General features: G+C 41.3%; 18 protein-coding genes. 5 read left to right on the top strand and 13 right to left on the bottom strand.

Annotated elements, in window-relative coordinates; translation table 11 throughout:
* Positions 1–45 precede the first annotated feature (45 nt).
* The 6 genes from ABZB17_RS01625 to ABZB17_RS01600 form a co-directional block, all read right to left on the bottom strand.
* A complete protein-coding gene (locus ABZB17_RS01625) occupies positions 46–1,575 on the bottom strand; it encodes a LysM peptidoglycan-binding domain-containing protein (protein WP_372647669.1) in 1,530 nt (509 codons plus the stop codon).
* Positions 1,576–1,953: 378 nt separating this feature from the next.
* A complete protein-coding gene (locus ABZB17_RS01620) occupies positions 1,954–3,615 on the bottom strand; it encodes an AMP-binding protein (protein WP_372647668.1) in 1,662 nt (553 codons plus the stop codon).
* 18 nt (positions 3,616–3,633) lie between these two features.
* The gene (locus ABZB17_RS01615) at positions 3,634–4,188 is read right to left on the bottom strand and encodes a helix-turn-helix domain-containing protein (RefSeq protein ID WP_372647666.1); all 555 of its coding nucleotides are present in this window, start codon (positions 4,186–4,188) and stop codon (positions 3,634–3,636) included.
* A 131-nt stretch (positions 4,189–4,319) separates the two neighbouring features.
* Positions 4,320–6,443 carry a DPP IV N-terminal domain-containing protein gene (locus ABZB17_RS01610; RefSeq protein ID WP_372647664.1) on the bottom strand — a complete coding sequence of 708 codons (2,124 nt, stop codon included), beginning with the start codon at positions 6,441–6,443 and terminating at the stop codon, positions 4,320–4,322.
* A gap of 157 nt (positions 6,444–6,600) precedes the next feature.
* On the bottom strand, positions 6,601–7,305 hold the full coding sequence (locus tag ABZB17_RS01605) for a hypothetical protein (RefSeq protein ID WP_372647662.1): 705 nt from the start codon (positions 7,303–7,305) through the stop codon (positions 6,601–6,603).
* A 19-nt stretch (positions 7,306–7,324) separates the two neighbouring features.
* Positions 7,325–9,169 (bottom strand): von Willebrand factor type A domain-containing protein, encoded by a 1,845-nt coding sequence (locus ABZB17_RS01600; RefSeq protein ID WP_372647660.1) that lies wholly within the window; start codon positions 9,167–9,169, stop codon positions 7,325–7,327.
* A 339-nt stretch (positions 9,170–9,508) separates the two neighbouring features.
* Between ABZB17_RS01600 and ABZB17_RS01595 the strand changes: the two genes are divergently transcribed.
* On the top strand, positions 9,509–10,078 hold the full coding sequence (locus ABZB17_RS01595) for an RNA polymerase sigma factor (protein WP_372647658.1): 570 nt from the start codon (positions 9,509–9,511) through the stop codon (positions 10,076–10,078).
* Entirely contained in the window at positions 10,068–11,384 is a 1,317-nt protein-coding gene (locus tag ABZB17_RS01590; RefSeq protein ID WP_372647656.1) for a carboxypeptidase-like regulatory domain-containing protein, read from the top strand. The genes ABZB17_RS01595 and ABZB17_RS01590 overlap by 11 nt, the downstream gene beginning before the upstream one ends.
* Here ABZB17_RS01590 and ABZB17_RS01585 read toward each other — a convergent pair.
* The gene (locus ABZB17_RS01585) at positions 11,381–11,830 is read right to left on the bottom strand and encodes a DUF4440 domain-containing protein (protein ID WP_372647654.1); all 450 of its coding nucleotides are present in this window, start codon (positions 11,828–11,830) and stop codon (positions 11,381–11,383) included. The two genes, ABZB17_RS01590 and ABZB17_RS01585, sit on opposite strands and share 4 nt — an antisense overlap.
* Positions 11,831–12,136: 306 nt before the next feature.
* Between ABZB17_RS01585 and ABZB17_RS01580 the strand changes: the two genes are divergently transcribed.
* Complete coding sequence (locus ABZB17_RS01580; protein ID WP_372647652.1) at positions 12,137–12,862, top strand: SIMPL domain-containing protein; 726 nt, start codon at positions 12,137–12,139, stop codon at positions 12,860–12,862.
* Between the two features lie 78 nt (positions 12,863–12,940).
* Here the strand turns inward: ABZB17_RS01580 and katG are convergent, their stop codons facing one another.
* Positions 12,941–15,112, bottom strand: a complete 2,172-nt coding sequence (katG, locus tag ABZB17_RS01575) for a catalase/peroxidase HPI (protein ID WP_372647650.1) — start codon at positions 15,110–15,112, stop codon at positions 12,941–12,943.
* A 262-nt stretch (positions 15,113–15,374) separates the two neighbouring features.
* Between katG and ABZB17_RS01570 the strand changes: the two genes are divergently transcribed.
* Positions 15,375–15,989, top strand: a complete 615-nt coding sequence (locus ABZB17_RS01570) for a beta-phosphoglucomutase family hydrolase (protein ID WP_372647648.1) — start codon at positions 15,375–15,377, stop codon at positions 15,987–15,989.
* Between the two features lie 9 nt (positions 15,990–15,998).
* Positions 15,999–16,928, top strand: coding sequence for an AEC family transporter (locus ABZB17_RS01565; protein WP_372647646.1), 930 nt, complete (start codon positions 15,999–16,001; stop codon positions 16,926–16,928).
* A 90-nt stretch (positions 16,929–17,018) separates the two neighbouring features.
* Here the strand turns inward: ABZB17_RS01565 and ABZB17_RS01560 are convergent, their stop codons facing one another.
* From ABZB17_RS01560 to ABZB17_RS01540, 5 genes are all read right to left on the bottom strand, one after another.
* On the bottom strand, positions 17,019–17,945 hold the full coding sequence (locus ABZB17_RS01560) for a GTP-binding protein (RefSeq protein WP_372647644.1): 927 nt from the start codon (positions 17,943–17,945) through the stop codon (positions 17,019–17,021).
* 127 nt (positions 17,946–18,072) lie between these two features.
* Complete coding sequence (locus tag ABZB17_RS01555; protein ID WP_372647642.1) at positions 18,073–18,825, bottom strand: sulfite exporter TauE/SafE family protein; 753 nt, start codon at positions 18,823–18,825, stop codon at positions 18,073–18,075.
* A 352-nt stretch (positions 18,826–19,177) separates the two neighbouring features.
* Positions 19,178–20,458, bottom strand: coding sequence for a serine hydroxymethyltransferase (gene glyA, locus ABZB17_RS01550; protein WP_372647640.1), 1,281 nt, complete (start codon positions 20,456–20,458; stop codon positions 19,178–19,180).
* Between the two features lie 126 nt (positions 20,459–20,584).
* Positions 20,585–21,064 (bottom strand): hypothetical protein, encoded by a 480-nt coding sequence (locus ABZB17_RS01545; protein WP_372647638.1) that lies wholly within the window; start codon positions 21,062–21,064, stop codon positions 20,585–20,587.
* Between the two features lie 221 nt (positions 21,065–21,285).
* Positions 21,286–21,903 carry a hypothetical protein gene (locus ABZB17_RS01540; RefSeq protein ID WP_372647635.1) on the bottom strand — a complete coding sequence of 206 codons (618 nt, stop codon included), beginning with the start codon at positions 21,901–21,903 and terminating at the stop codon, positions 21,286–21,288.
* Between the last annotated feature and the right edge of the window lie 72 nt (positions 21,904–21,975).

Here is a 21,975-nt window from a genome sequence, read left to right as displayed (position 1 = left end):
GCTGACAATTTCGCTCCTCTATGTCAATATTTTTACGTGCTCGTTTCATTGTACGTAGATGATTAATTTCTGACCAATTTGAATTTTACGGGCATCGCTGATGCTGTTCCATTCCAGAATTTTCTCGGGTGTTACTCCATCGTATTTTTGTGCAATTACATACGGCGATTCACCGCTTTCTACAATATGCTCTACTTTTTTTGACGACTCAGGAATTACCATCCCCGGTAAAGTAGCTGAAGCAAAATCCGGAACTACAGTTTTCTGCTTCTCTTTTATAGCTGTTTGTTGCTGAAGTCCGCGATAATAATCTGCATTTTCGTCGTCGACAAAAATATCAAGCGTTTTTCCGGCCTGAATTTTTCTTTCGTCGTAAATATTGTTCCAGTATTTTAAATCGGCCACACGCACATCGTAATCCTCGGCAATAAATCCGAGCACATCGCCCGACATAATCGTGTATTTTATTTTTGTTTTCCCTTCAATTTCCAGGTCTTTTACTTGCTCGCCAACATACTGACGATTGGGAGCCGGTGGGTATTCAATCTTCTGGGCCACCACTTCAAACAAGGTTGAATCTACGCCATTATATATGGAATCCTGCAGAAACAAAAAGTCTTGTTTCATATTCTCAGGCAAAGTAAGTGATGCCTGTTCCGGCACAATGGAATAGGGAAATTGTGGATTCAAAAAGCTCAGTTCATTATTCGAAATGGGCAGCACTGCACTGATCTGATCGAAATGCGTTTGCAAGCGGACTTTTGCTTCTGCCGTTTTTTGCGGTTCCTGTTCCGGTATATATTTATTCTGGCTCAAAAATGCTGCGGTTGCCTGATAAGCCGCCATAAAATCGGTCATTTCTTTTGGTGCTACGGCCAGCAGTTCGTTTACAGAACAAGCATCACCACCGGCACGACGACAAAGGTTTTTAATCTCAGTCTTTCCGAAAACAAATGCCAGCATGGCTTTTTTCGGATGATCAAATAAAGCTTCATTCTTCTTCAGTTCCTGAACAGCGGCAAAAGTCGCTTTTGAAATATTCAGCCGTTCATCAATAAGTTTGTTGATTTGTAAACTATTCAGCACGCCCTGAAAATGTGTCAACTGCCATGCCCCTGCCCTTTTAAACGAACTTATGGCTTCGTTGTTAAATGCAGAAAGTGTCGCCGGCAAATACTGTAAATCTTCACTTAATCCGGCTTCGATCAATTGGCTTTTTATTTCCGGCTGATAGAACCAGAAGCTTTTAACAAAAATTGCCTTATCGGGTGCAGGTAAATGATCTAAAATGGAAAAATAAACCTCAAACGCATCCGGATTATGTGCATATTCTCTCGCCTCCTTCAGTTCCCGCTTCATCGTTTGACGGTTTGCCAACTCCAGTTTTCCGGGGAAAAATGCGGCATCATTCCATGGATATTCAAAAACCTGCTGATGAATATTTTGCAGCAGACGGGATTGAAAATCTTCGCTGTTAATACTGTCCTGCGCCCAATTAAACAAGGGAACAAACAACAGCAAAACCACAAGAATTCCAATTAAAGAACCCGGCTTATTTTGTTTGAATCGTTTCAAATACAATTTTTGCAAAAAATGATACGCAAAAATATGATTTCCGATTAAACAGCCCACAATTATTCTGAAGGAAATACATAAAAATACAACAAGTGTCCGGTTCGAAATTTTAAATGCCTCACCTCCTGCCCAGAAATCGCAATAACAAATCGATATTTATGGGACAATCTACCCGACCCTTCACCCTATCGGGAGCTCCCCTAAAAAGGGGAGCACGTTTTGAACAAGGCTGCAGCAAAACGAACATGCTATTAAATCTCTTTAGAACTTTTTCCCCTTCATAAGGGGAAATGGCGACAGCCAAAAGGGTAAAGTCGAGTTTTAACCAGCCTTTGTTTTTACTTCTACCAGATGACGATAAAAGAAAATAAAGGTAATTTACTCTGCTCCATTATCGCGCTGACGAATTTCCACGCGGCGAATTTTTCCGCTGATGGTTTTTGGCAGCTCATCAACAAACTCAATTTGCCGCGGATATTTATACGGGGCAGTCACCTCTTTTACGTGATTTTGCAGCTCCTTTACCAACTCGTCGCCGGCACGTTCTTTATAATCCGGTGCCAAAACAACAGTGGCTTTTACAATCTGCCCACGTATTTCGTCAGGAATTCCTGTAATAGCACATTCCACTACAGCAGGGTGAGTCATCAGCGCACTTTCCACTTCGAAAGGCCCGATACGGTAACCCGAACTTTTAATTACATCGTCGGCACGACCAACAAACCATAAATAACCATCCTCATCTTTCCATGCCAAATCGCCGGTGTAGTATATTCCGTCCGACATGGCTTCGTCAGTCAATTGTTTATTACGGTAGTAGCCGTCAAACAATCCGGCAGGGTAATTTTTTTCGATACGAATTACAATTTGCCCCTGCTCACCAGCTTCAGCTGATCGTCCTTCCGATGTCAGCAAATCGATATCATAGTGCGGACTTGGAAGCCCCATCGAGCCCGGTTTTGGTTCTACCCATGGCGAAGTAAACACCGAAAGTGTAGTTTCACTTTGTCCGTAACCTTCGCGCAGTTTAATTCCTGTTAGATCGTAAAAACGGTTGTAAACCTCCGGGTTTAAAGCTTCGCCTGCAATGGTACACCATTCAAGTGCCGACAAATCATATTTGCTCATGTCCTCCCTGATCAAAAAACGGAAAATAGTTGGCGGAGCACAAAGCGAGGTTACCTGGTATTTTGAAAGCACTTCCAGAATATCGGAAGGCGTGAATTTTTCATGATCGTAAACAAAAACTGATGCGCCAACCAGCCACTGTCCGTACAGTTTTCCCCAAACCGCTTTTAACCAGCCGGTGTCGGCAATGGTTAGGTGTAAACTGTCGTGATGCAGGTTTTGCCAGTATTTAGCCGTAACAATGTGTGCCAACGGATAAGCGCTGTTCAGCACCACCATTTTCGGGTCGCCGGTAGTTCCCGATGTAAAACTTACGATTATCGGATCGTCATTTTTTGTAGGCTTCTCAGGACGTTGGAAGGGCTCTGCGTTTTCAATCCCTTTATGAAAATCTTCCCAACCTTCGGGAATTATCGATCCGATTGAAACCAGCTTTTCAACGGATGGCGATTCGGGCAAAGCATCATTTACGTGCGTGGTAATTAGTTCGTCACCATCGCAAATAATGGCTTTTATGGTAGCGGCATTGTTGCGGTAAACAATGTCCTTTTTAGTTAACAAGTGTGTGGCCGGAATAATAACCGCACCAATTTTATGCAATGCAATAATGGTAAACCAAAATTCGGCACGGCGTTTTAAAATGGCCATCACCATGTCGCCTTTTCCAATTCCCAGCGACGAAAAATAACCGGCAGTACGGTCGGTAATTTCCTTTAGTTCGCCAAAAGTGAATGAACGGCTTTCGCCTTTATCGTTTGTCCAGAGCAAAGCCCTTTTGTTCGGTTCTTTCGCGGCCCAACCGTCTACAACGTCGTAGGCAAAGTTGAAATCCTCCGGAACGTTTAACTCGTAATTGGCTTTAAAATCCTCAAAATCGGTAAAAGCAGTTTGTTTTAAGTATTTTTCAATCATGTAGCATCAAAGTTTTTATTATAGAATAAGGGCCAGAAATTTTACTGGTTTTCCCTCCAATGCTTTCATTCCGTGCGGAAGTGTGGCATCAAAATAAAGGCTGTCTCCTTCGTTTAATATTAATTCGTGTCCTCCGACACTCAGCAGCATTTTGCCTTCCAAAACATAGTTCATTTCCTGTCCGTTGTGACTATTCAGATGAATTGGTTTTTCATCAGCATCCGGCTCAATGGTTACAATAAACGGATCGGCTTTCCGTCCGGTAAACCCTGATGCCAGCGCCTGGTATTTATACGCCCGGGTACGTTCCATGGCAGTTCCCTGCCCCGCCCGGGTAAGATAAAACGATTTCATGTGAGGCTCATCGCCAAAAAGCAATGCCGTTAACCCAATATTATATTTTTTCGATATGTTTTCGAGAACTCCAATTGGAATATCCGTTTTTCCGCTTTCGTAATCCTCGTATTCTTCGGCAGATACTCTGCAACAGGTTGCTATTTCGTCAACAGAAAGATTAAGCATATCGCGTAAACCTCTTAGCCTCATGGCTATCTCTTTAATTTGTCCGTTCATATTGTTTAGTTTCTATTGCTTAGTTAACGACAAAGTTATTGCTTTTTGCGTCAGATTGTTCACTTTTTCGAACTCCCGACACAATTAGTCGTAAATTTTAATCTATAGAAACGGATGAACCGCAAAATTAACTAGAGGTTCTCGAAGAAATACTGACTTACCTTTTCCATCAGGTGTATGCGGTCTTTTCCACGCACATTATGCGGATGAATCGGGTAAGCAAAAAAGTCAACCTGCTTGTTTTGTTTCACACATTCGCGCAAGAATTTCATGCTGTGTTGCATTACCACGGTTTCGTCCTGCACGCCGTGAATCAGCATCAGTTTGCCTTCCAGGTTCTCCACGTAATTGGTCATGTTGGAATTTTTGTAACCTTCCGGATTTTCCTGCGGCATATCCATGTAGCGCTCACCGTACATAATTTCGTACATGCTCCAGTCAACGACAGGACCACCGGCAACTGCTACTTTAAAAATCTCAGGATGTTTCAGTTTTAAGTTCAGGGTCATGAAACCGCCGTAGCTCCATCCGTGAACGCCAACCCGGTCGGCATCAACATAAGGCAACGAAAGCAGGTATTCTATTCCCTGCATCTGGTCTTCGGTTTCCAGCACACCCAAATTCCGGTGTATAGAAGTTTCAAAAGCACGGCCACGATTCGATGTTCCGCGGTTATCGAGCGTAAAAGCAATATATCCTTGCGACGCCATATAATATTGCCACCAACGTGCCTGGTTGTGCCAGTTTTTGCTTACCAGTTGCGAGTGCGGACCGCCATAAACGTATACTACCACCGGGTATTTTTTAGCCGGATCGAAATCAACAGGCAAAATCAATCGTCCGTGCAAATCATATTTTCCGTCTTTGGTTTTTAAGGTTACCAGTTTGTTTTCGCCCAGTTGGTAATCTTTTAGCGGATCTTCCGACTCGAATATCGTTCGTTTATCTTTTCCGTTTGCAGAGATCAGATCAACTTTACCTGCAACTTCTTTAGCCGACCAACTATCAAGTAAATAAGTCGCATCAGGGCTTAAAGTTCCGTCATGAACTCCGGTTTCTGTTGAAAGTCGTTCTGTTTTACCCGATTTTACATCCACTTTATAAATGTTGTTCTGCAGCGGATCATCGATGGTAGCCTCAATAAACAACGATTTTTCGTTGGCATCGAAACCAAGCATTTTTGTTACTTCCCAATCCCCTTTTGTAATCTGCTTCACCAGTTCACCATCGGTGTTGTATTTGTACACCTGAAACCATCCATCCCGGCGGCTCAGGTAATAAAATTCGTTGGCATTCACTTTTGAAAACTGAATAGGATAAAGCGGTTCCACATACGTTTCAGAAGTTTCTTCAAACAATGTTTTTACTTTTTCGCCCGTTGCCACATCGTAACAATTCAGCTGCATGTGGTTTTGTTCTCGGTTCAGTTCTGCCATGTAAATGGTTTTCTCATCGGGCGACCAGGCCACATTGGTAAGAAAATGATCCAATGGCTCACCTGTTTTCAGGAAAGTTGTTTTCCCTGTTTCGATATTGTAAACGCCCAGCGTTACATGGTGACTTGCCATTCCGGCCATCGGGTATTTTACCGGGGTGTATTCGGCTTCACGGGCCATAAAATCCACCAGCGGATAATCTTTTACCATACTTTCATCTTTACGGTAGAAAGCCACAAAAATTCCTTCGGGCGAATTAAAAATACCACCGAATATGCCAAATTCGTTTCGGTGCACGGTTTGTCCGTTTACAATTCCGTTGCCACCATCGCTGGTAATTTGTTTTGTTGTTCCATCAGCAAATGCAACAAATAAATCATCTTCCTGCGTGAAAGCCACAAATTGTCCTTCTTCAGAGAAATTAGCATTCTCTGCTCCATTCGGAAGTTCAATCTGAAATATGACTTGCTTTTTATGAATGTCGACCAACCAATATTTATTCGCATCCGAAACCAAAAGCTTTCCTTCTTTAGTCCAGCTATGTGATGGAAGCCACTTGAATGTTACGCCGGTTAAAGTATCTAACTCACCAAGTGTAACAATGGTAGTTTTTTCTCCTGTTTTTGCCGACTCAGCAACGATAGATTTATCTTCAACAAAAGAAAAATGTTCATCATCCATCCATTGCAAACCCGTCATCGATTCGGGATACAAATACGAATATCGCCCGTAAACAGCATCTTCCAGGCTCATTTGTTTGGTTTGGGCAAAAGCAAAAGTTTGAACAAAAAGGAAAAGAATGAATATAATTCGACGCATTATTTCGGTTTTAAAAATTGAAGCCCGAAAGTAGCAAAAGTTCTGCTTAACCTGCCATGAGAAAATTCAGGGATTTGGGTTCTTGCACTATTTAAAAAACCTTCAAGGTATAAACGACCTTGAAGGTTTAGAATGACAACTCAAAATTTTATTTATATCATTCGAATACAAAAGCCCCATCAAATTCTTCGAGGTATGTTTCAAAGTTTAACACACTCTCATCGGTCATCAGAAAATAAAGGCAAATACAAAGTCCGTCTTTGCCTATTGCTAAACCTTTTCCTCTCGTAAATTTATCTTTAAAAACATTGCCTCTGAAGTTCAGGGGATAGCTGGCCATTGCCCCTGCGTTAAACATCTCACTTGCCTTTTCGGGAGGATACATTTCTATCATCGAATACAATTCAAGCACATCCAACTCTGAAGCACCACTAAAAGGTTTTCCATACCTAAAATCGTGTTTAATCCGTCCGAAAAAGAGATGCTTAAAAGCCACCTCCTGCAAACTATCTTTTGCAAGATGTCCAAAACCACCACCACTGTTACCTGGAGGAATACTTGCCAAAATAATGCATTCACTGTCACAGTGTTCAAGTACCGCTGTAACCAGTCCAAAATACGCATTGAAAAAAGTGTTTCCATGAGCCGGCTTTACACCATATTGTTGTACAATATCAGGATTGGGTGATTTCTCGTTTACCGCTGCCGGGGATATTAATTCTGAATTTTCGGAAGATTGGAAAGAAGTTGGGACATTTAGTAAAATTCCTACCCTTTTTACAGCGTCTTCCAAAGCAGTTTGCGCCGATATTATTTGAAGTCCAGAAAACAAGAAAATGAGTACTAGAACGATATGTTTCATAAATAATTTGCTTTTATCATTATTTCTCTTCTGCCACAAACTCCAGATTATCTACAGTTTTTGCCAAACGAACGAACTCGCTGCGATAACCTTCGGAATCAGCTCCTTTTGCACTTTCTGCAAGGTTGATTACTGAATTTATGGTAGTATTTCCCATAAACTCAGATTTTCGCAATAACATTCCAAATGAGGCAACCGCGGCCGAAAATCGAAAATCATCAGAAGTTTCGGTATCCAAACTATTCTGCACCGGTAACTCCAACAACTTGCTTTTGTGTTCGTCTGGTTTTTTGTAACGTAATTTTATCGTCAGCAATTCATTCCCGGTTTTTCCTGAAATAGTTTTGTTTGTTTGATACTTCAACGGATCGACAGCAGGAGCATCACTGCCGGCTCCAGTCGGAACAATCTCGTAAAGCGCAGTTACTGTATGCCCTGCTCCAATTTCGCCGGCATCTTTTTTATCATCGTTAAAATCCTCATCGTTCAGTAAACGGTTTTCGTACCCCACCAAACGATAAGCTTTTACCTGTTTTGGGTTAAATTCCAACTGAAATTTTACGTCTTTTGCAACGGTAAAAAGCGTGCCCCCAAATTCGCTTACAAATACTTTTCGAGCTTCCTGAATATTGTCGATATATGAGTAATTTCCGTTTCCTTTATCGGCAATTGTTTCCATTTTATCGTCTTTAATATTGCCTGTACCAAAACCCAAAACAGAGATAAACACCCCATTATTGCGCTTCTGTTCTACCAGACGTTCCATCTCGGAAGTGCCAGATACGCCCACGTTAAAATCGCCGTCGGTAGCCAGAATAATCCGGTTGTTTCCACCTTCAATATAATTCTCTTCTGCAATTTTGTAGGCCAGTTTTATACCTGCTCCTCCGGCTGTTGAACCACCTGCATTCAATTTCCCGAGGGCATCCAGAATTTTTGTCTTTTTATTGCCGGGCGTAGACCCCAACACTTTTCCGGCAGCACCTGCGTAAACTACAATCGCCACCCGGTCGTTGGGGCGAAGTTCGTTCACCAACATTTTAAAAGCACGTTTTAATAAAGGTAACTTATCAGGCGAACTCATTGAACCTGAAACATCGAGTAAAAATACCAAGTTGGATGCCGGCAATTCAGTTTTGTCGATACTCTTTCCTTTTAAACCAATATGCATCAGGTAATTTTCATTGTTCCACGGACAAGCTGCAATTTCAGTTGTTACACTAAACGGATGTTCGCTTTGCGGTTCTGGATACTCGTACGAAAAATAGTTGATCATTTCTTCAATACGAACGGCATCAGTTGGCGGTAACTCTCCTGCATTTAAATAGCGGCGAACATTGGAATACGAAGCATTATCAACATCAATTGAAAAAGTCGACAGCGGATTGACACTTACATTTTTGAATCCGTTTTCATGAATGGCGGAATAATTTTCAGTATTCCAGTCAAAATTATCATTTACCACCATGTAAGAAGTACGGGCAGCTTTTGCCTTCGAAATTGAACCGGTAAGAAATCTCTTTTTTTGCGTACCGTAACCAATCACTACTACTTCTTCACAAGCAATCTGGTTGTTAGTCATCTTTACATTTACTGTATCCTGCTTGCCGATTTGTACTTTCTCGGTTTCCATTCCAATAAACGAAAAGATTAACCTTTTATCCTTATGATTAACTCCGATGCTGTAATAGCCACTCGGATCGGTAATTGTTCCCCGCGATGTATTTTCTACCATTACGGTAACTCCCGGAAGCGGTGATCCGGTTTCGTCGCTAACTGTTCCGGAAATAATTCGTTGTTCTGTTGCCAATCCTATACCTGAAAATAACAGAAGAAAGGCCAGTGAGATAATAAATTGTTTCATAATCTGAAGTTTTAAAATTTTGATTTCACTAACAGGATGCAACAGCGTTTCTTATTCCATAAATAATTTTTAATAAAATTGAATTATCTTACTTTTAGGGCTGATAAAGAAAATTCCCGAAGTTGACTATCCCCTTGGCAGAGCTAATGGGTATTTCGCCAACCTTATTTCAGCTAAATAGCAGAGAATCGAATTTTCTTTATTTCACCCCTCTTTCATCCGTCAGTTGACGGATAAAATCTCCCCTCAACGGGGGAGAAAAAGCGGAACCCCGTGGCAAAGCCAGGGGGAATTATTAGATTGAAAACCAAAATGCGGCTTACCCTATTTCAAAAAAATATGAAGAAACTGAGCGACGAAGAGTTGCTCGAACTGTTTCAGGAAAAACTTGAAACGGAATATCTGGGTGAGCTGTACTCTCGTTATATGCATTTGGTTTACGGGGTGTGCTTGAAGTACTATAAAGATGTGGAACGGGCAAAAGATGCTGTGATTGAAATTTATGAAAAGCTGCAAACCGATCTTCCCTATCAGCAGGTAAAAAACTTTAAAAGTTGGCTATACGTAGTTACCAAAAACCATTGTTTAATGGAATTACGTAAAAACAAGTCGCGAAAAATTGTTTTAACCTCAAACGACGAAGAGTTGTCGGTTTTTATGGAAAATGAAGCGGAATTGCATCCTATTGACAGAGAAGATAACAGCAAGGCGACAGCAAAAGCGCTGGAAGATTGTATAGAGCGGTTGAAGGCAGAACAGAGACAAAGTATCCGGTTGTTTTATTTTGAAAATAAAAGTTACCGTGAAATAGCCGACGAGTTAAAAGCCGAGATAAAAAAAATTAAGAGTTTGATTCAGAATGGTAAACGCAACCTGAAAATTTGTCTGGAAACAAAAAATGAGCAGTAAAAAAAATCATATCGATAAAGAATTATTCAGGCGGTATCTGGCCAATGAGATGACAGATGCAGAACGGAATGCTTTTGAAAAAGAGCTACAAAAACATCCGTTTGAAGCAGATGCTATGGATGGTTATGAAAGTGTTTCTGCTTCGAAATTCGAGTACGATTTGAATGATCTGTCCCAAAAAATCGCCAATAAAAAACGAAAAAATGGTATACCCTATTTGGCCGCTGCTGCAACTATTCTGTTACTCATAACTTCGGGAATTATTTGGATGCAACTCAATAAAAACCATCCAATTGATAAAGTAAGTGAGGTAAAAACGGAGAAGGTGGAAGAAGAGTATTCTGAACCAGAGGAAAAAATAGTGTCTCAAGACGAGCCAGAAGTTGATACTAAAGTTGAAGTTACGAAACAAACAGAGGCAACAGCAGATTCAAGAATACAACAACCAGCGGAAGAGCAAGATATTGTAACAGAAGAGCCCCCGACAATAATTACCGAAGAAGAATTTATAGTTGATGATCTTGCCGAAAATGAAGACATTGCAGAAATTACACCGATAGAAAAGGCAGAAGAGGAATTGAAGCAAAACACAGAATTAAAACTTATTGAGAAACAAAAAGAAATTGAATTAGCAGAAACTCAGCCTGCACCTAAACTACTTTCAAAAAGTGCCACAACAAAAGACAATATCATCCGTGGACAGATTCTATCCGACAGCGACGGACTGCCACTTCCGGGTGTAACCGTTGTTGAAAAGGGAACAAGCAATGGTACTATAACGGATATTGAAGGTAATTTCCAAATGGAACTTGAAAACGACAGTAACCCAATTGTAGCCAGTTTTATTGGAATGGAATCGACAGAATTTCATCCACAGAAAGACTCCGACAATATCATATCGCTAACCGATGACGTGGTGGGTTTAAGTGAAGTTGTTGTGATTGGATATGGAACCCAGAAAAAAGAAAGTGTAACCGGCTCTACCACTATCGTTAATGATGAATCTTTAAACTCGGCTGCCACTCCGGTAGACGGAATAAGTGAATACAAAGTTTATCTGAAAGAAAAGGCTGTTCTGCCGGCGGATTTTGAAACGGACAAAGTGGTTGTGAAACTCCGCCTCTCCCTTGACAGTTCTGGCGAAATTCAGGATATTGTAAACCTGAATGATGCCGATGAAAAGTTCTTTGAGTTGGCAAAGGAAATTGTACTTAACGGATCGAAATGGACACCGGCAATCAGGAATAACCGCAAGGTGGACTCAAAAGTGACATTACGGGTGGTTTTCAAAAAGAACAACGATTAACTTTCACCGCTTGAATGATCGCTGATAATCACCCACTCCCCATCTATCTTTTGAATAACCAGTGTAAAATGGCCTGCCAAATCGCCAATTTCACGCGTCAACTCAAAGCGTCCGATTAGAAAAACCGTTTTGGTATCAATTTTACTGATATCTAGAATTTTGAATTCAAGGTGTCCCATTGCAGTTTTATCCGGGTATCCTTTTTTGTAGCTATCCAGCGTGGCCTGCCAACCGTATGTTGGTCCGCGCGAGCCCATAAAAACCAGCTTATCCGATTTCCAATAGGTTTCCATAAACTTTTCAAGATTGCCCTCGTTCCAGGCCTCTGCCTGCTTATCAAGCAACGACAGAATATGCTGCTTTTCGCTTTTTGTGATTTTTTCCTGAGCAAATCCGTTAATAAAAAACAACAAAAGGATTACACTGAGTATAAAAGTCCTTCTCATAAAATTGATTTTAGAATTGAGGGTTGAAAATAATGTAATTTAAAACTCGCATTCAACAATCAAAGAAAAATTTTGCAATTCGTAATTTTTAAGTCTTCTTCCCTACTATTTCTTTAGTTTTACCAAGGTCTGCATGATCTCCAACAACTTACCATAAAATATCTACAATAAGAACTCTTTATATTAATCACACTCAACAATCACATGAATTCGATTTAGGTGAATAAACTTTCATCTGGCATATACTTTGTAACTTTACGGAATAAAAGTAACAGACAAACAGTTAAAATCATTAAAAAGAAAGTCATGAAGAAAATAATTTTATCACTGGCCCTTATCGTTTTTGCGCTCGGCTCTTTTGCTCAAAATATTCAAGGTGGAATTATTACTGTTGAAGGAAAATCGTCGGTTAAATTAGCACCTGAAGACATATCGTTCACTGTAAATTTTAGCGTGAAAAGCGAAAACTACAAGGAATGTGCAGAAATGTCTGTTGAAAAAATGGACAAAGTAAAAAAACTGTTTATCAAAAACGGAATTGACCAAGAACTGATAAAAACGAACAGTTTCTCAATCCGCGAAGTACAAAAGTACGATCCTGAACTGCGGCAGTCGGTATTTGAAGGCTATGAGGCAAATATTCCGGTAACCATTCGTACCAAAAAAGATTATGAAAAGAATGATAAAATCTTTGAATTAATTAAAGATAATCTGCAGTCGAATTTCAATCTGAATTTTGCGCTGTCGGAAGAACAAATGGAAACGGTAAAAGAAAAACTCATTCAGCTGGCCGTAGAAGATGCCAAACAGAAAGCAACCGTGATTGCTAAAAGCGCCGAAGTTAAATTGGGCAAAATCAAATCGATTCAATACGGAGAGCCCAGAATGATTGGACCATACAATACAAACATGGAACTTATGCGAGCAGAATCAATGCCTGCCATGAGTGCAGCAAAAGCTGATATTACTTCAGTGCTTTCGCCCGACGAAATTGAAATGCGCACAAACATTGTAATCGCCTGGGAGATATAAAATTCTGATTTGTAAGCCATAAAAAAAGGCTGTCCAAAATAAGTATTGGACAGCCTTTATATTTATAAGAGTTATTGCTTATTTAACGTCAAAACGATCGGCATTCATCACTTTATTCCAGGCTTTTACAAAGTCGTTTACAAATTTCTCTTTGCTATGGTCTTGTGCATAAACCTCGACATACGCGCGCAAAACAGCGTTCGATCCAAATACCAGATCAATACGTGTTGCCGTCCATTTCACTTCACCGGTTTTCCGGTTACGAATATTGTAATGTCCTTTTTCGGTGGGTTCCCACACGTAAGCCATATCGGTAAGGTTTACAAAAAAATCGTTGCTCAAAGTACCAACGTTATCAGTAAACACACCGTGTTTCGTTCCTGCATAGTTTGTTCCCATCATGCGCATTCCGCCAATCAGCACCGTCATTTCGTGAGCTGTTAATCCCATCAGCTGGGCACGATCTAGCAGCAATTCTTCCGGACTAACCACGTAATCCTTTTTCAGCCAGTTCCGAAAACCATCGGCCAACGGTTCAAGTGGCGCAAACGACTCGGCATCAGTTATTTCATCGGTGGCATCTCCACGTCCGGGCAGAAACGGAACAGAAACATTCATGCCTGCTTTTTTAGCGGCTTGCTCTACCCCAACATTTCCGGCCAATACAATTACATCGGCTACGCTAATTCCAAATTCAGCAGCAATTGGTTCGAGTACTGCTAAAACCGTCGCCAAACGTTCCGGCTCATTTCCTTCCCAGTCTTTTTGTGGAGCCAGACGAATACGGGCACCATTGGCACCACCGCGCATATCCGAGCCACGGAAAGTTCTTGCGCTATCCCATGCTGTAGCAACCATGTCTGAAATACTTAGTCCCGAAGCAGCAATTTTTGCTTTTACCGAATCTACATCATAATCCGATTTTCCTGCCGGAACAGGGTCTTGCCAGATCAGATCTTCGTCGGGAACATCCGGCCCGAAATAACGTGCTTTTGGTCCCATATCACGGTGCGTTAGTTTAAACCAGGCGCGGGCAAAAGCATCGGAGAAAGCGTCGAAATCATTCATAAACTTCTCCGAGATTTTTCGGTACTCCGGATCCATTTTTAAGGCCATATCCGCATCGGTCATCATCGGGCTGGTACGGATTGAAAAATCCTCTACATCTGCAGGTTTATCTTCTTCTGCAATACTCACAGGCTCCCATTGCTGAGCACCGGCCGGGCTTTTACGCAATTCCCATTCGTGGTTAAACAGCATTTTAAAATAGCCGTTGTCCCATTTTGTTGGCTCTGTTGTCCAGGCACCTTCCAAACCACTGGTAACCGTGTATCTTCCTTTTCCGGTTTTATGCGGATTCTTCCAACCCAAACCTTGCTCATCCACATCGGCCGACTCAGGGTCGGGTCCCAAGGCCTCTGCATCGCCGTTACCGTGAGTCTTTCCTACGGTATGTCCACCGGCAGTCAGCGCCACTGTTTCCTCATCGTTCATGGCCATTCGACGGAAAGTTTCGCGCATTTGCTGCGCCGTTTTTAGGGGATCGGGGTTTCCGTTTACTCCTTCCGGGTTTACATAGATTAATCCCATTTGAACAGCAGCCAATGGATTTTCCATTGTTTCGGGCTTTGTTACATCATCATAACGTTCGTCACTTGGTGCAAGCCACTCCTTTTCGGCTCCCCAGTAAGTATCTTTCTCCGGATGCCAGATATCTTCGCGCCCAAAGCCAAAACCAAAGGTTTTTAATCCCATACTTTCGTAGGCGATGTTACCGGCCAAAATGATCAAATCGGCCCAACTCACCTTATTTCCGTATTTCTTTTTAATGGGCCAAAGTAGCCGGCGCGCTTTATCCAGACTCACATTATCGGGCCACGAGTTTAGTGGTGCAAAACGTTGGTTTCCGGTTCCGCCGCCACCACGGCCATCGGCAATTCGATACGAACCGGCAGCGTGCCAGGCCATTCTAATCATCAATCCTCCGTAATGCCCCCAGTCGGCCGGCCACCATTCCTGGCTATCGGTCATTAAATCGTGAAGATCCTTTTTCAGTGCTTCTACATCGAGCTTTTTCAGCTCTTCCCGGTAACAAAAATCTTTTCCTAAAGGATTTGTTTTAGTGTCATGCTGATGCAAAATGTCGAGATTTAATGCATTGGGCCACCATGCCATAACCGATGATCCGGCAACGGTATTTCCACCATGCATTACAGGACATTTGCCTTGTTTTGAATGATTGTTTTCCATATACTAAGTTTTAAGTGATAATTTATATAACTATCTTAATAAGATACGAAAAACAGCGCGACTAAAAAATGATTAAATCTTTAATTAACAAGCTTTTAAATATTTATTTTTAATGACTAATAGATTCTATCTATGTGATTTATAATTCAAGCAAACATAATCAGAATGACTTTTTTAACTGATGATTAAATCTTCACATATTAACGATTGAACTTTCATGCAGTGTTGGGGTTCTGTTACTTTTACCGCAAATTCTAGAAACATGGCAATTACAGTTCATCCCGAGGCGAAAGCCTTGATTTTTGATTTAGACGGAACCCTGTCGAACTCGCTTCCGGTGCATTTGGAAACCTGGAAAATAGTGGCGAAAAAATATAATTTTGATTTTGACCCGAATATTATTCATGAAATGACAGGCCGCCCGACCATTGAATTTGCCAAACGAATTATTGAGCAGTACAATGTTAATGAACAGCCCGAAATACTGGTTCGCCTGAAACAACAATCCTTTTGGGACTCGGCACATTTGCTTGAACCAATTGAAGAGGTGATTTCTATTGTAAAAAATTACCACGGGAAACTGCCCATGTCGGTAGGAACCGGTGCAAGCGGAAAAAGTGCCGAAGTGCAGTTAAAAGAACTGGGTATTCGCGAATATTTCGATTTTGTAGTTTCGGCTGACGATGTGCAGAAACACAAACCTCACCCTGAGACCTTTGTAAAATGTGCCGAATTGATGGGTGTTGAACCACAATTTTGCCAGGTTTTCGAAGACGGAGATTTGGGAATTTCTGCTGCCAATGAAGCTGGAATGTTTGTTACCGATGTGCGTGAACATATTGTTTATGGCGACTGGGCAATGACTGAAAACAAGTAATCAGGGAATATGGCACATTTTTTACTGGCCCTGAAGACTGTTGCGCCGCTGTTTCTTGTCATTTTTACCGGAACACTTTTTTCGCGTACAAAAGCGGCTCACGGGCCGTGGGTTGATGTGCTAAACAAATATGCGCTGTGGATCGGATTCCCGGCACTGGTTGTTGCATCGCTTATGCACCTCGACCCGCAAGGCGAATCCTATACAAAGCTCATTCTTATTAACTCGGTATATATTGCGACGTGCATGTTACTGGCCTTCCCCATCGCGCGGATTTTTAAATTTTCAAAGCGCTTACGTAGTTCGCTATTCCTTATCCTATCGTTTGGGAACGTGGCTTACCTCGGCATCCCGGTTCTTCGCAGCAGCTTTGGCGACGATATTTTGCCGGTAGCAGCCGTATTATCTGCAGTATATGTTTTCTGGCTGCTTACGCTTGGTGTAATTCTTATCGAATCTACAGGAGAAGAATCAATTCGGCCGAAGAAATTAATGTTGAGTCTGGTCAAAAACCCACTGCTGATCTCCGTTTTTGTGGGTGTAACGATCGTACTGTTTCAAATAAAAGTACCGACGTTTATCGATAAAACTGTCAGCCTTTTTGCCGAATCGGTAACAGCTATCGTACTATTCTCTCTGGGGATATTCCTGGGGCAAAATAAAATTGGGGTTCCCCGCGAATGGATCCGGGTTTTCGGTTTTGTTATTGTTACCATGATCATTCTTCCTTTGCTGCTCCAATTTAGCATCCGAACTGCCGGTTTAAACGATCTTCAGTTTAAAGCCACTATTCTCGATTCGGCAATGCCACTAGGACTAACGCCTTATGCGCTGGCCGTTCAGTATAAACTGGAAACAAAACTGGTAGCACGAATTGTGGTGCTGGGCACACTGCTTTCGGTAATTATTATTCCGCTGTGGATAGCCTTCCTTGGATAAGAAATAATTTCTCGCAGATTTCGCTGATGCCACAGATTTCTTCCGGATTAAAATTTCTTATCTGCGTAAATCCGCTAAATCTGCGTGCAATTATATTTCAGGATTAAAGTCTAAAGCCAGCCCATCCAACTTCCCTATAAAAACAATATGACTTTCGGGTGCTTCCATAATTAAATCGCCTTCCTCCAGTTCAAATCGGCCGCCCACTCCCTGCAAAATATATTCAAAAGGCTCGTTCTGAAAACACACCACTCCTTTGCAGCGATAAATCCGGCTTTTATAAATATCGAGTGTATACTCCAGCCAGTAAATGAAATCGGCCCGTTTTAATGGCACGGAATATGAAAGTGTTTTGGTTTGCACCAGCGCATGATTGCTTTTGAATGAAAGGAAAGACCAGGCGTTAAACGTTTGTTGTTTCAGCTCGTTCAAATTCAGTTCTTTTGCTACTCCGAAACTTGTTGATTGAATTTTGGCCAGAGGAGCCAGTTTATTCATTCTTTCAGTAAGTTCCTCCTGCTGCTTTTCATCAAGGTTTTCGGTTTTATTCAGCAAAATAAGGTCGGCAATAGTCAACTGTTTATACGCCATTTCTTCTTCCGGCAGATCATCAAAGTTCAAGGCATCAACCAAACAAATTGCACCATTGTATTCGTAGAGTTCTTTCAGGTCTTCATCAGCAAAAAAAGGTTGAATTACAGGTGCCGGATCAGCAATTCCGGTTGTTTCAATCAACAGATGATCCACATCAGGGAAACGTTCAGCCAGTTCTTTTAGCACCAGCTCGTATTCGTCAGAAATGGAGCAGCAAATACAGCCCTGTTTTAATTCAAACATCTGGCTGGCCTCAACACCTTTTATCAGTTTGGTATCGATTGGAACAGCACCAAATTCATTTTCTACCAAAGCAAACTGCGTGTCGGGATTTGATTTCAGCAGAAAGTTGATAAAAGTAGTCTTCCCGGCCCCAAGAAAGCCGGTGATTATGGTTACTGGTATTTTATTATTGTGCTCCAATCTATTTTTATAATTTGACGATATTCACCCCTCGTCCGTCAATTGACGGACACTCCCCTCAACGAGGGGAGATTGTTCTTTTTCCAAAACTGCTCCTCACTTGCGACTTGAAGCTTGTAGCTTGGAACTACAATACCCCAAACAAATTCAAAATCACAATCAGCATGGCCAGAATCAGTACGTAACGCACGTATTTTGCACCTCCTTTTACCGTAAAGTTAGCGCCCAGCCATGCCCCGAACATATTGCCGGCAGCCAGTATTAAACCCGCAACAATATCAACTTGTTTATTGTAAATAAATATCCCGAGGGAAAATACAGTGTAAATTAAAACAATAAAAACCTTTATGGCATTGGCGCGCACCAGGTTATGTCCACAGCCCAAAACCAAACCGGCCAGCAGAAAAAATCCTACCCCCATTTGAATAAATCCACCGAATAAACCGATTGCAAAAAAAATGATGTATTGCAGCGGCGATGGTTTGGGATTAACCTTCCCGATCTGATCGGTAATCCATACTTCAGGTTTTAACACCACCAGCAACAACAAAACCACCATTAGTCCGGCGATGATATTTTTTAAAAGCTTGGGATCAATTTCAACGGCAAACAATGCCCCGATTATAGACCCGACAATGGCAGGAATTGCCAGCCGGTAGTCCTTGGTAAAATCAAGTACACGTTTTTGTTTGAAGGTTTTTACGGCAATAATATTCTGAAGTAAAATGGCAATTCGGTTGGTGCCATTGGCAATATTGGCCGGCAGCCCGATAAACATCAGCAAAGGGATAGTTAACATAGAACCGCCCCCTGCAGTGGTGTTAATAAATCCGGCGGCAATTCCGGTTCCGATAAGTGCCAGTATCATGTACCATTCCATATTCAGATCTTTAAGTTTCGAGCCGAGAGTTCCGAGTTCCGAGTATCAAGGATATAACTTAACAACTAATCAGTTTAACAATTGGTTTTAAATTCACGCTCCTTCCACCTGTTGGCGTTCAGCATATTTTTTACCACAGAGTTTCACCGAGAAGTCACAGAGTTTCACTGAGCACGAAATTCGATTTCAATTTTACAGTTCGGCAATTTAACAATTTCATTTTCGTAAAGCTACAATGCACTTTTGTTTTTCTTACCCCATTACTCACAACTTAACCAATTCACCCCTTTAAAAAGAAAAAAGCCCGAAAATAATTCCGGACTTTTATATGCTGTAACTTGTAAGTTCAATACTAGTAAGCAAACAACGGGAAGTCTTTCATTAACTGGTGAACTTTTTCGCCAACTGCTTTAATGTATGCCTCGTCGTGAATGTTTGCAATCGAGTCGTCGATCAGTTGAACGATCTCAGGCATCAGATCTTCTTTTACACCACGGGTTGTAATAGCCGGTGTACCTACACGCAAACCTGAAGTCTGGAAAGGAGAACGGCTATCGAAAGGCACCATATTTTTGTTAATGGTTATTTCCGCATTTACAATGGTGTTTTCTACCATTTTACCGGTGATTTCAGGGTATTTTGTACGCAGGTCGATCAACATTGAGTGGTTGTCAGTACCGCCCGAAATTACTTTGTAACCCAAATCAACAAAAGCCTGTGCCATAACAGCAGCATTCTTTTTCACTTGTGCCTGGTATTCTTTGTATTCCGGTTCCAGTGCCTCGCCAAATGCAACAGCTTTTGCAGCAATTACGTGCTCAAGCGGTCCACCTTGCTGACCAGGGAAAACAGCCGAATCAAGCAATGAAGACATGGTACGAACCACACCTTTTGGAGTTGTAATACCCCAAGGGTTTTCAAAATCTTCACCCATCAGGATGATACCACCGCGAGGCCCGCGTAGTGTTTTATGTGTTGTAGATGTTACAACGTGGGCATATTTTACAGGATTATCAAGCAAACCGGCTGCAATTAAACCTGCAGGGTGAGCCATATCGACCATAAACAATGCACCTACCTTATCAGCAATTTCGCGCATGCGTTTGTAGTCCCACTCGCGGCTGTATGCCGATGCACCACCGATGATCAACTTTGGTTTATGCTCGATGGCCAGCGCTTCCATCTCATCGTAATCAACACGTCCGGTATCTTCTTTTACCTTATAGGCTACCGGATTGTATAGAATACCCGATGAGTTTACATGCGAACCATGCGAAAGGTGACCACCATGCGAAAGGTCAAGTCCGAGGAAAGTATCACCCGGCTTCAAAATAACACTCAACACTGCAGCATTTGCCTGTGCGCCCGAGTGTGGCTGAACATTGGCCCATGCAGCGCCGTACAATTCTTTAATACGGTCGATGGCCAGTTGCTCGGTCATGTCAACAAACTGACAACCACCATAATATCTTTTTCCCGGATAACCTTCAGCGTACTTGTTGGTCATTACCGAACCCATTGCCTCCATAACCTGCTCACTTACAAAGTTCTCTGAAGCAATCAGTTCAATTCCGCCCAACTGACGTTCGTGTTCCTTCCTGATAATATCAAAAACCAAAGTATCTCTCTTCATCTTGTAACTGAATTAATTTAATGAAAGCGCAAAGTTAATACATTTTAATTCAGCCTTTTGATGATAGCGGATAGAATTTGGGAGATTTTTTGAACAATTAATGTGTATAGTGTCGCAATGTATTTCTTAGGAAATTTCAATACCTGAAATTATTATTAAGGTCAACAGGCTAAAACACGCCAATCCGATTATTGCTGCTTTTGTAAAATCAGCTGGGCGGACAACACGTTTTTTCTTTTCAATATTTTTTCGGAATGCAAACACAACGATAAAAGGGATGGCAGCAACAAAACCATAACCATAAAAGGTTGTTGGATGATACAGCTGCTCCATGGCGTTTCTAATCAGTCCAAAAAAAACATAGTCCATTGCAATGGCTAAAACAATAAATACCAAACTATTGTATACTGCCCCTATAATGATTTTCTTCCGTGGAAAAGTGCGAATACACAAATAGGTAGAAATGATCCATATTACAGGAGAAACGGTTAACATTAAGGTTATTCCAAGCGTTGGATTAACACTCCACGGAAACCATAACAGCAGGTTCGACATCCAGTAAACTGCAAATCCTACTACTAAATTATACAAAAACCATTTCGCCATATTGTTATTCTATTTTATAAAATTCATTACTTTTTTAATGTTGTTGCGCTTACCCGCTGGCTCTGTACCGGAACCGCGACCAGTAGTTGCCAACAAAAAACCTTGTACCTTTTTTCGCCCGTTAGCTGAGGTACTTTGACAAAATCGCGACAACGTTAGAACCACGAAAGCCGCCCTGCACTATATTTTTTGTTATGCATCGTTTTTTAATTTTACCACAACTAATGAAATCTTTTAAAAATTCTTTTTGTGTTTACATCAACGAATTGTCGGCGATTGGGTGAAAACAAAAATAACTCAGGTCTGTTTTGGCACTCATTTTTAGCATCAAATACATAATTCTCGAATTTTATGGAGTCGTTGATGATTTTATATTCTCCAATAAAGTCGTGAATTACTTCACCTCCTTTTGCTGATTCTTGGTATTTGAATATCCCATTAATCAGTCGCAATTCGACAAAACCATTTTCGTAGGTCGTATAATATTTCTCTCCAAATGAATTATTGTAAGTTGAAGAAAGGCTTTTAACCTTATTCTTTCCGGGTTTCCTAATCGAATAAATAAGTTTTAATTCATTTCCAATTTCCATCTTATCATCTTTTGTTCCGAGTTTTTTAAAGTCGACGTAATAGCTATCGCCTACCGAATAAACATATTTTATTTTCCGACTGTAACTTTGTACTTGTTCATTTGGAAATACCTCAATTACTTTTCCCGAAATCTCACCGGTTTTTCCCATTAAAAACGTTTGTGTCTTAAACCCGGTCCAACCTGTGTATGCCAATATCGAACCCATTATAACTCCTAAACCTAAAAGATTAATATTTCCTTTTCTCATCTGTTTTCTAACTGTTTGTAACGATTAGTGCATAGTTTTTTATTTCGATGGCGGCGGCGGTGGTGGTGGAGG

This window comes from Draconibacterium sp., assembly GCF_041583095.1.
Taxonomy (GTDB): domain Bacteria; phylum Bacteroidota; class Bacteroidia; order Bacteroidales; family Prolixibacteraceae; genus Draconibacterium.
The sequence above is the reverse complement of the archived record's forward strand: the minus strand, read 5'-3'. Positions and strand labels throughout refer to the sequence as shown.

Bases quoted from the DNA above. Each gene is read 5' to 3' on its own strand.
- ABZB17_RS01600 (WP_372647660.1), bottom strand. From the start codon at position 9,169: ATGAAACAATTTATTATCTCACTGGCCTTTCTTCTGTTATTTTCAGGT.
- ABZB17_RS01555 (WP_372647642.1), bottom strand. From the start codon at position 18,825: ATGGAATGGTACATGATACTGGCACTTATCGGAACCGGAATTGCCGCC.
- ABZB17_RS01545 (WP_372647638.1), bottom strand. From the start codon at position 21,064: ATGGCGAAATGGTTTTTGTATAATTTAGTAGTAGGATTTGCAGTTTAC.
- ABZB17_RS01615 (WP_372647666.1), bottom strand. From the start codon at position 4,188: ATGAACGGACAAATTAAAGAGATAGCCATGAGGCTAAGAGGTTTACGC.
- ABZB17_RS01540 (WP_372647635.1), bottom strand. From the start codon at position 21,903: ATGAGAAAAGGAAATATTAATCTTTTAGGTTTAGGAGTTATAATGGGT.
- ABZB17_RS01565 (WP_372647646.1), top strand. From the start codon at position 15,999: ATGGCACATTTTTTACTGGCCCTGAAGACTGTTGCGCCGCTGTTTCTT.
- ABZB17_RS01595 (WP_372647658.1), top strand. From the start codon at position 9,509: ATGAAGAAACTGAGCGACGAAGAGTTGCTCGAACTGTTTCAGGAAAAA.
- ABZB17_RS01585 (WP_372647654.1), bottom strand. From the start codon at position 11,830: ATGAGAAGGACTTTTATACTCAGTGTAATCCTTTTGTTGTTTTTTATT.
- ABZB17_RS01620 (WP_372647668.1), bottom strand. From the start codon at position 3,615: ATGATTGAAAAATACTTAAAACAAACTGCTTTTACCGATTTTGAGGAT.
- ABZB17_RS01605 (WP_372647662.1), bottom strand. From the start codon at position 7,305: ATGAAACATATCGTTCTAGTACTCATTTTCTTGTTTTCTGGACTTCAA.
- ABZB17_RS01610 (WP_372647664.1), bottom strand. From the start codon at position 6,443: ATGCGTCGAATTATATTCATTCTTTTCCTTTTTGTTCAAACTTTTGCT.
- ABZB17_RS01580 (WP_372647652.1), top strand. From the start codon at position 12,137: ATGAAGAAAATAATTTTATCACTGGCCCTTATCGTTTTTGCGCTCGGC.
- glyA (WP_372647640.1), bottom strand. From the start codon at position 20,458: ATGAAGAGAGATACTTTGGTTTTTGATATTATCAGGAAGGAACACGAA.
- ABZB17_RS01590 (WP_372647656.1), top strand. From the start codon at position 10,068: ATGAGCAGTAAAAAAAATCATATCGATAAAGAATTATTCAGGCGGTAT.
- ABZB17_RS01570 (WP_372647648.1), top strand. From the start codon at position 15,375: ATGGCAATTACAGTTCATCCCGAGGCGAAAGCCTTGATTTTTGATTTA.
- katG (WP_372647650.1), bottom strand. From the start codon at position 15,112: ATGGAAAACAATCATTCAAAACAAGGCAAATGTCCTGTAATGCATGGT.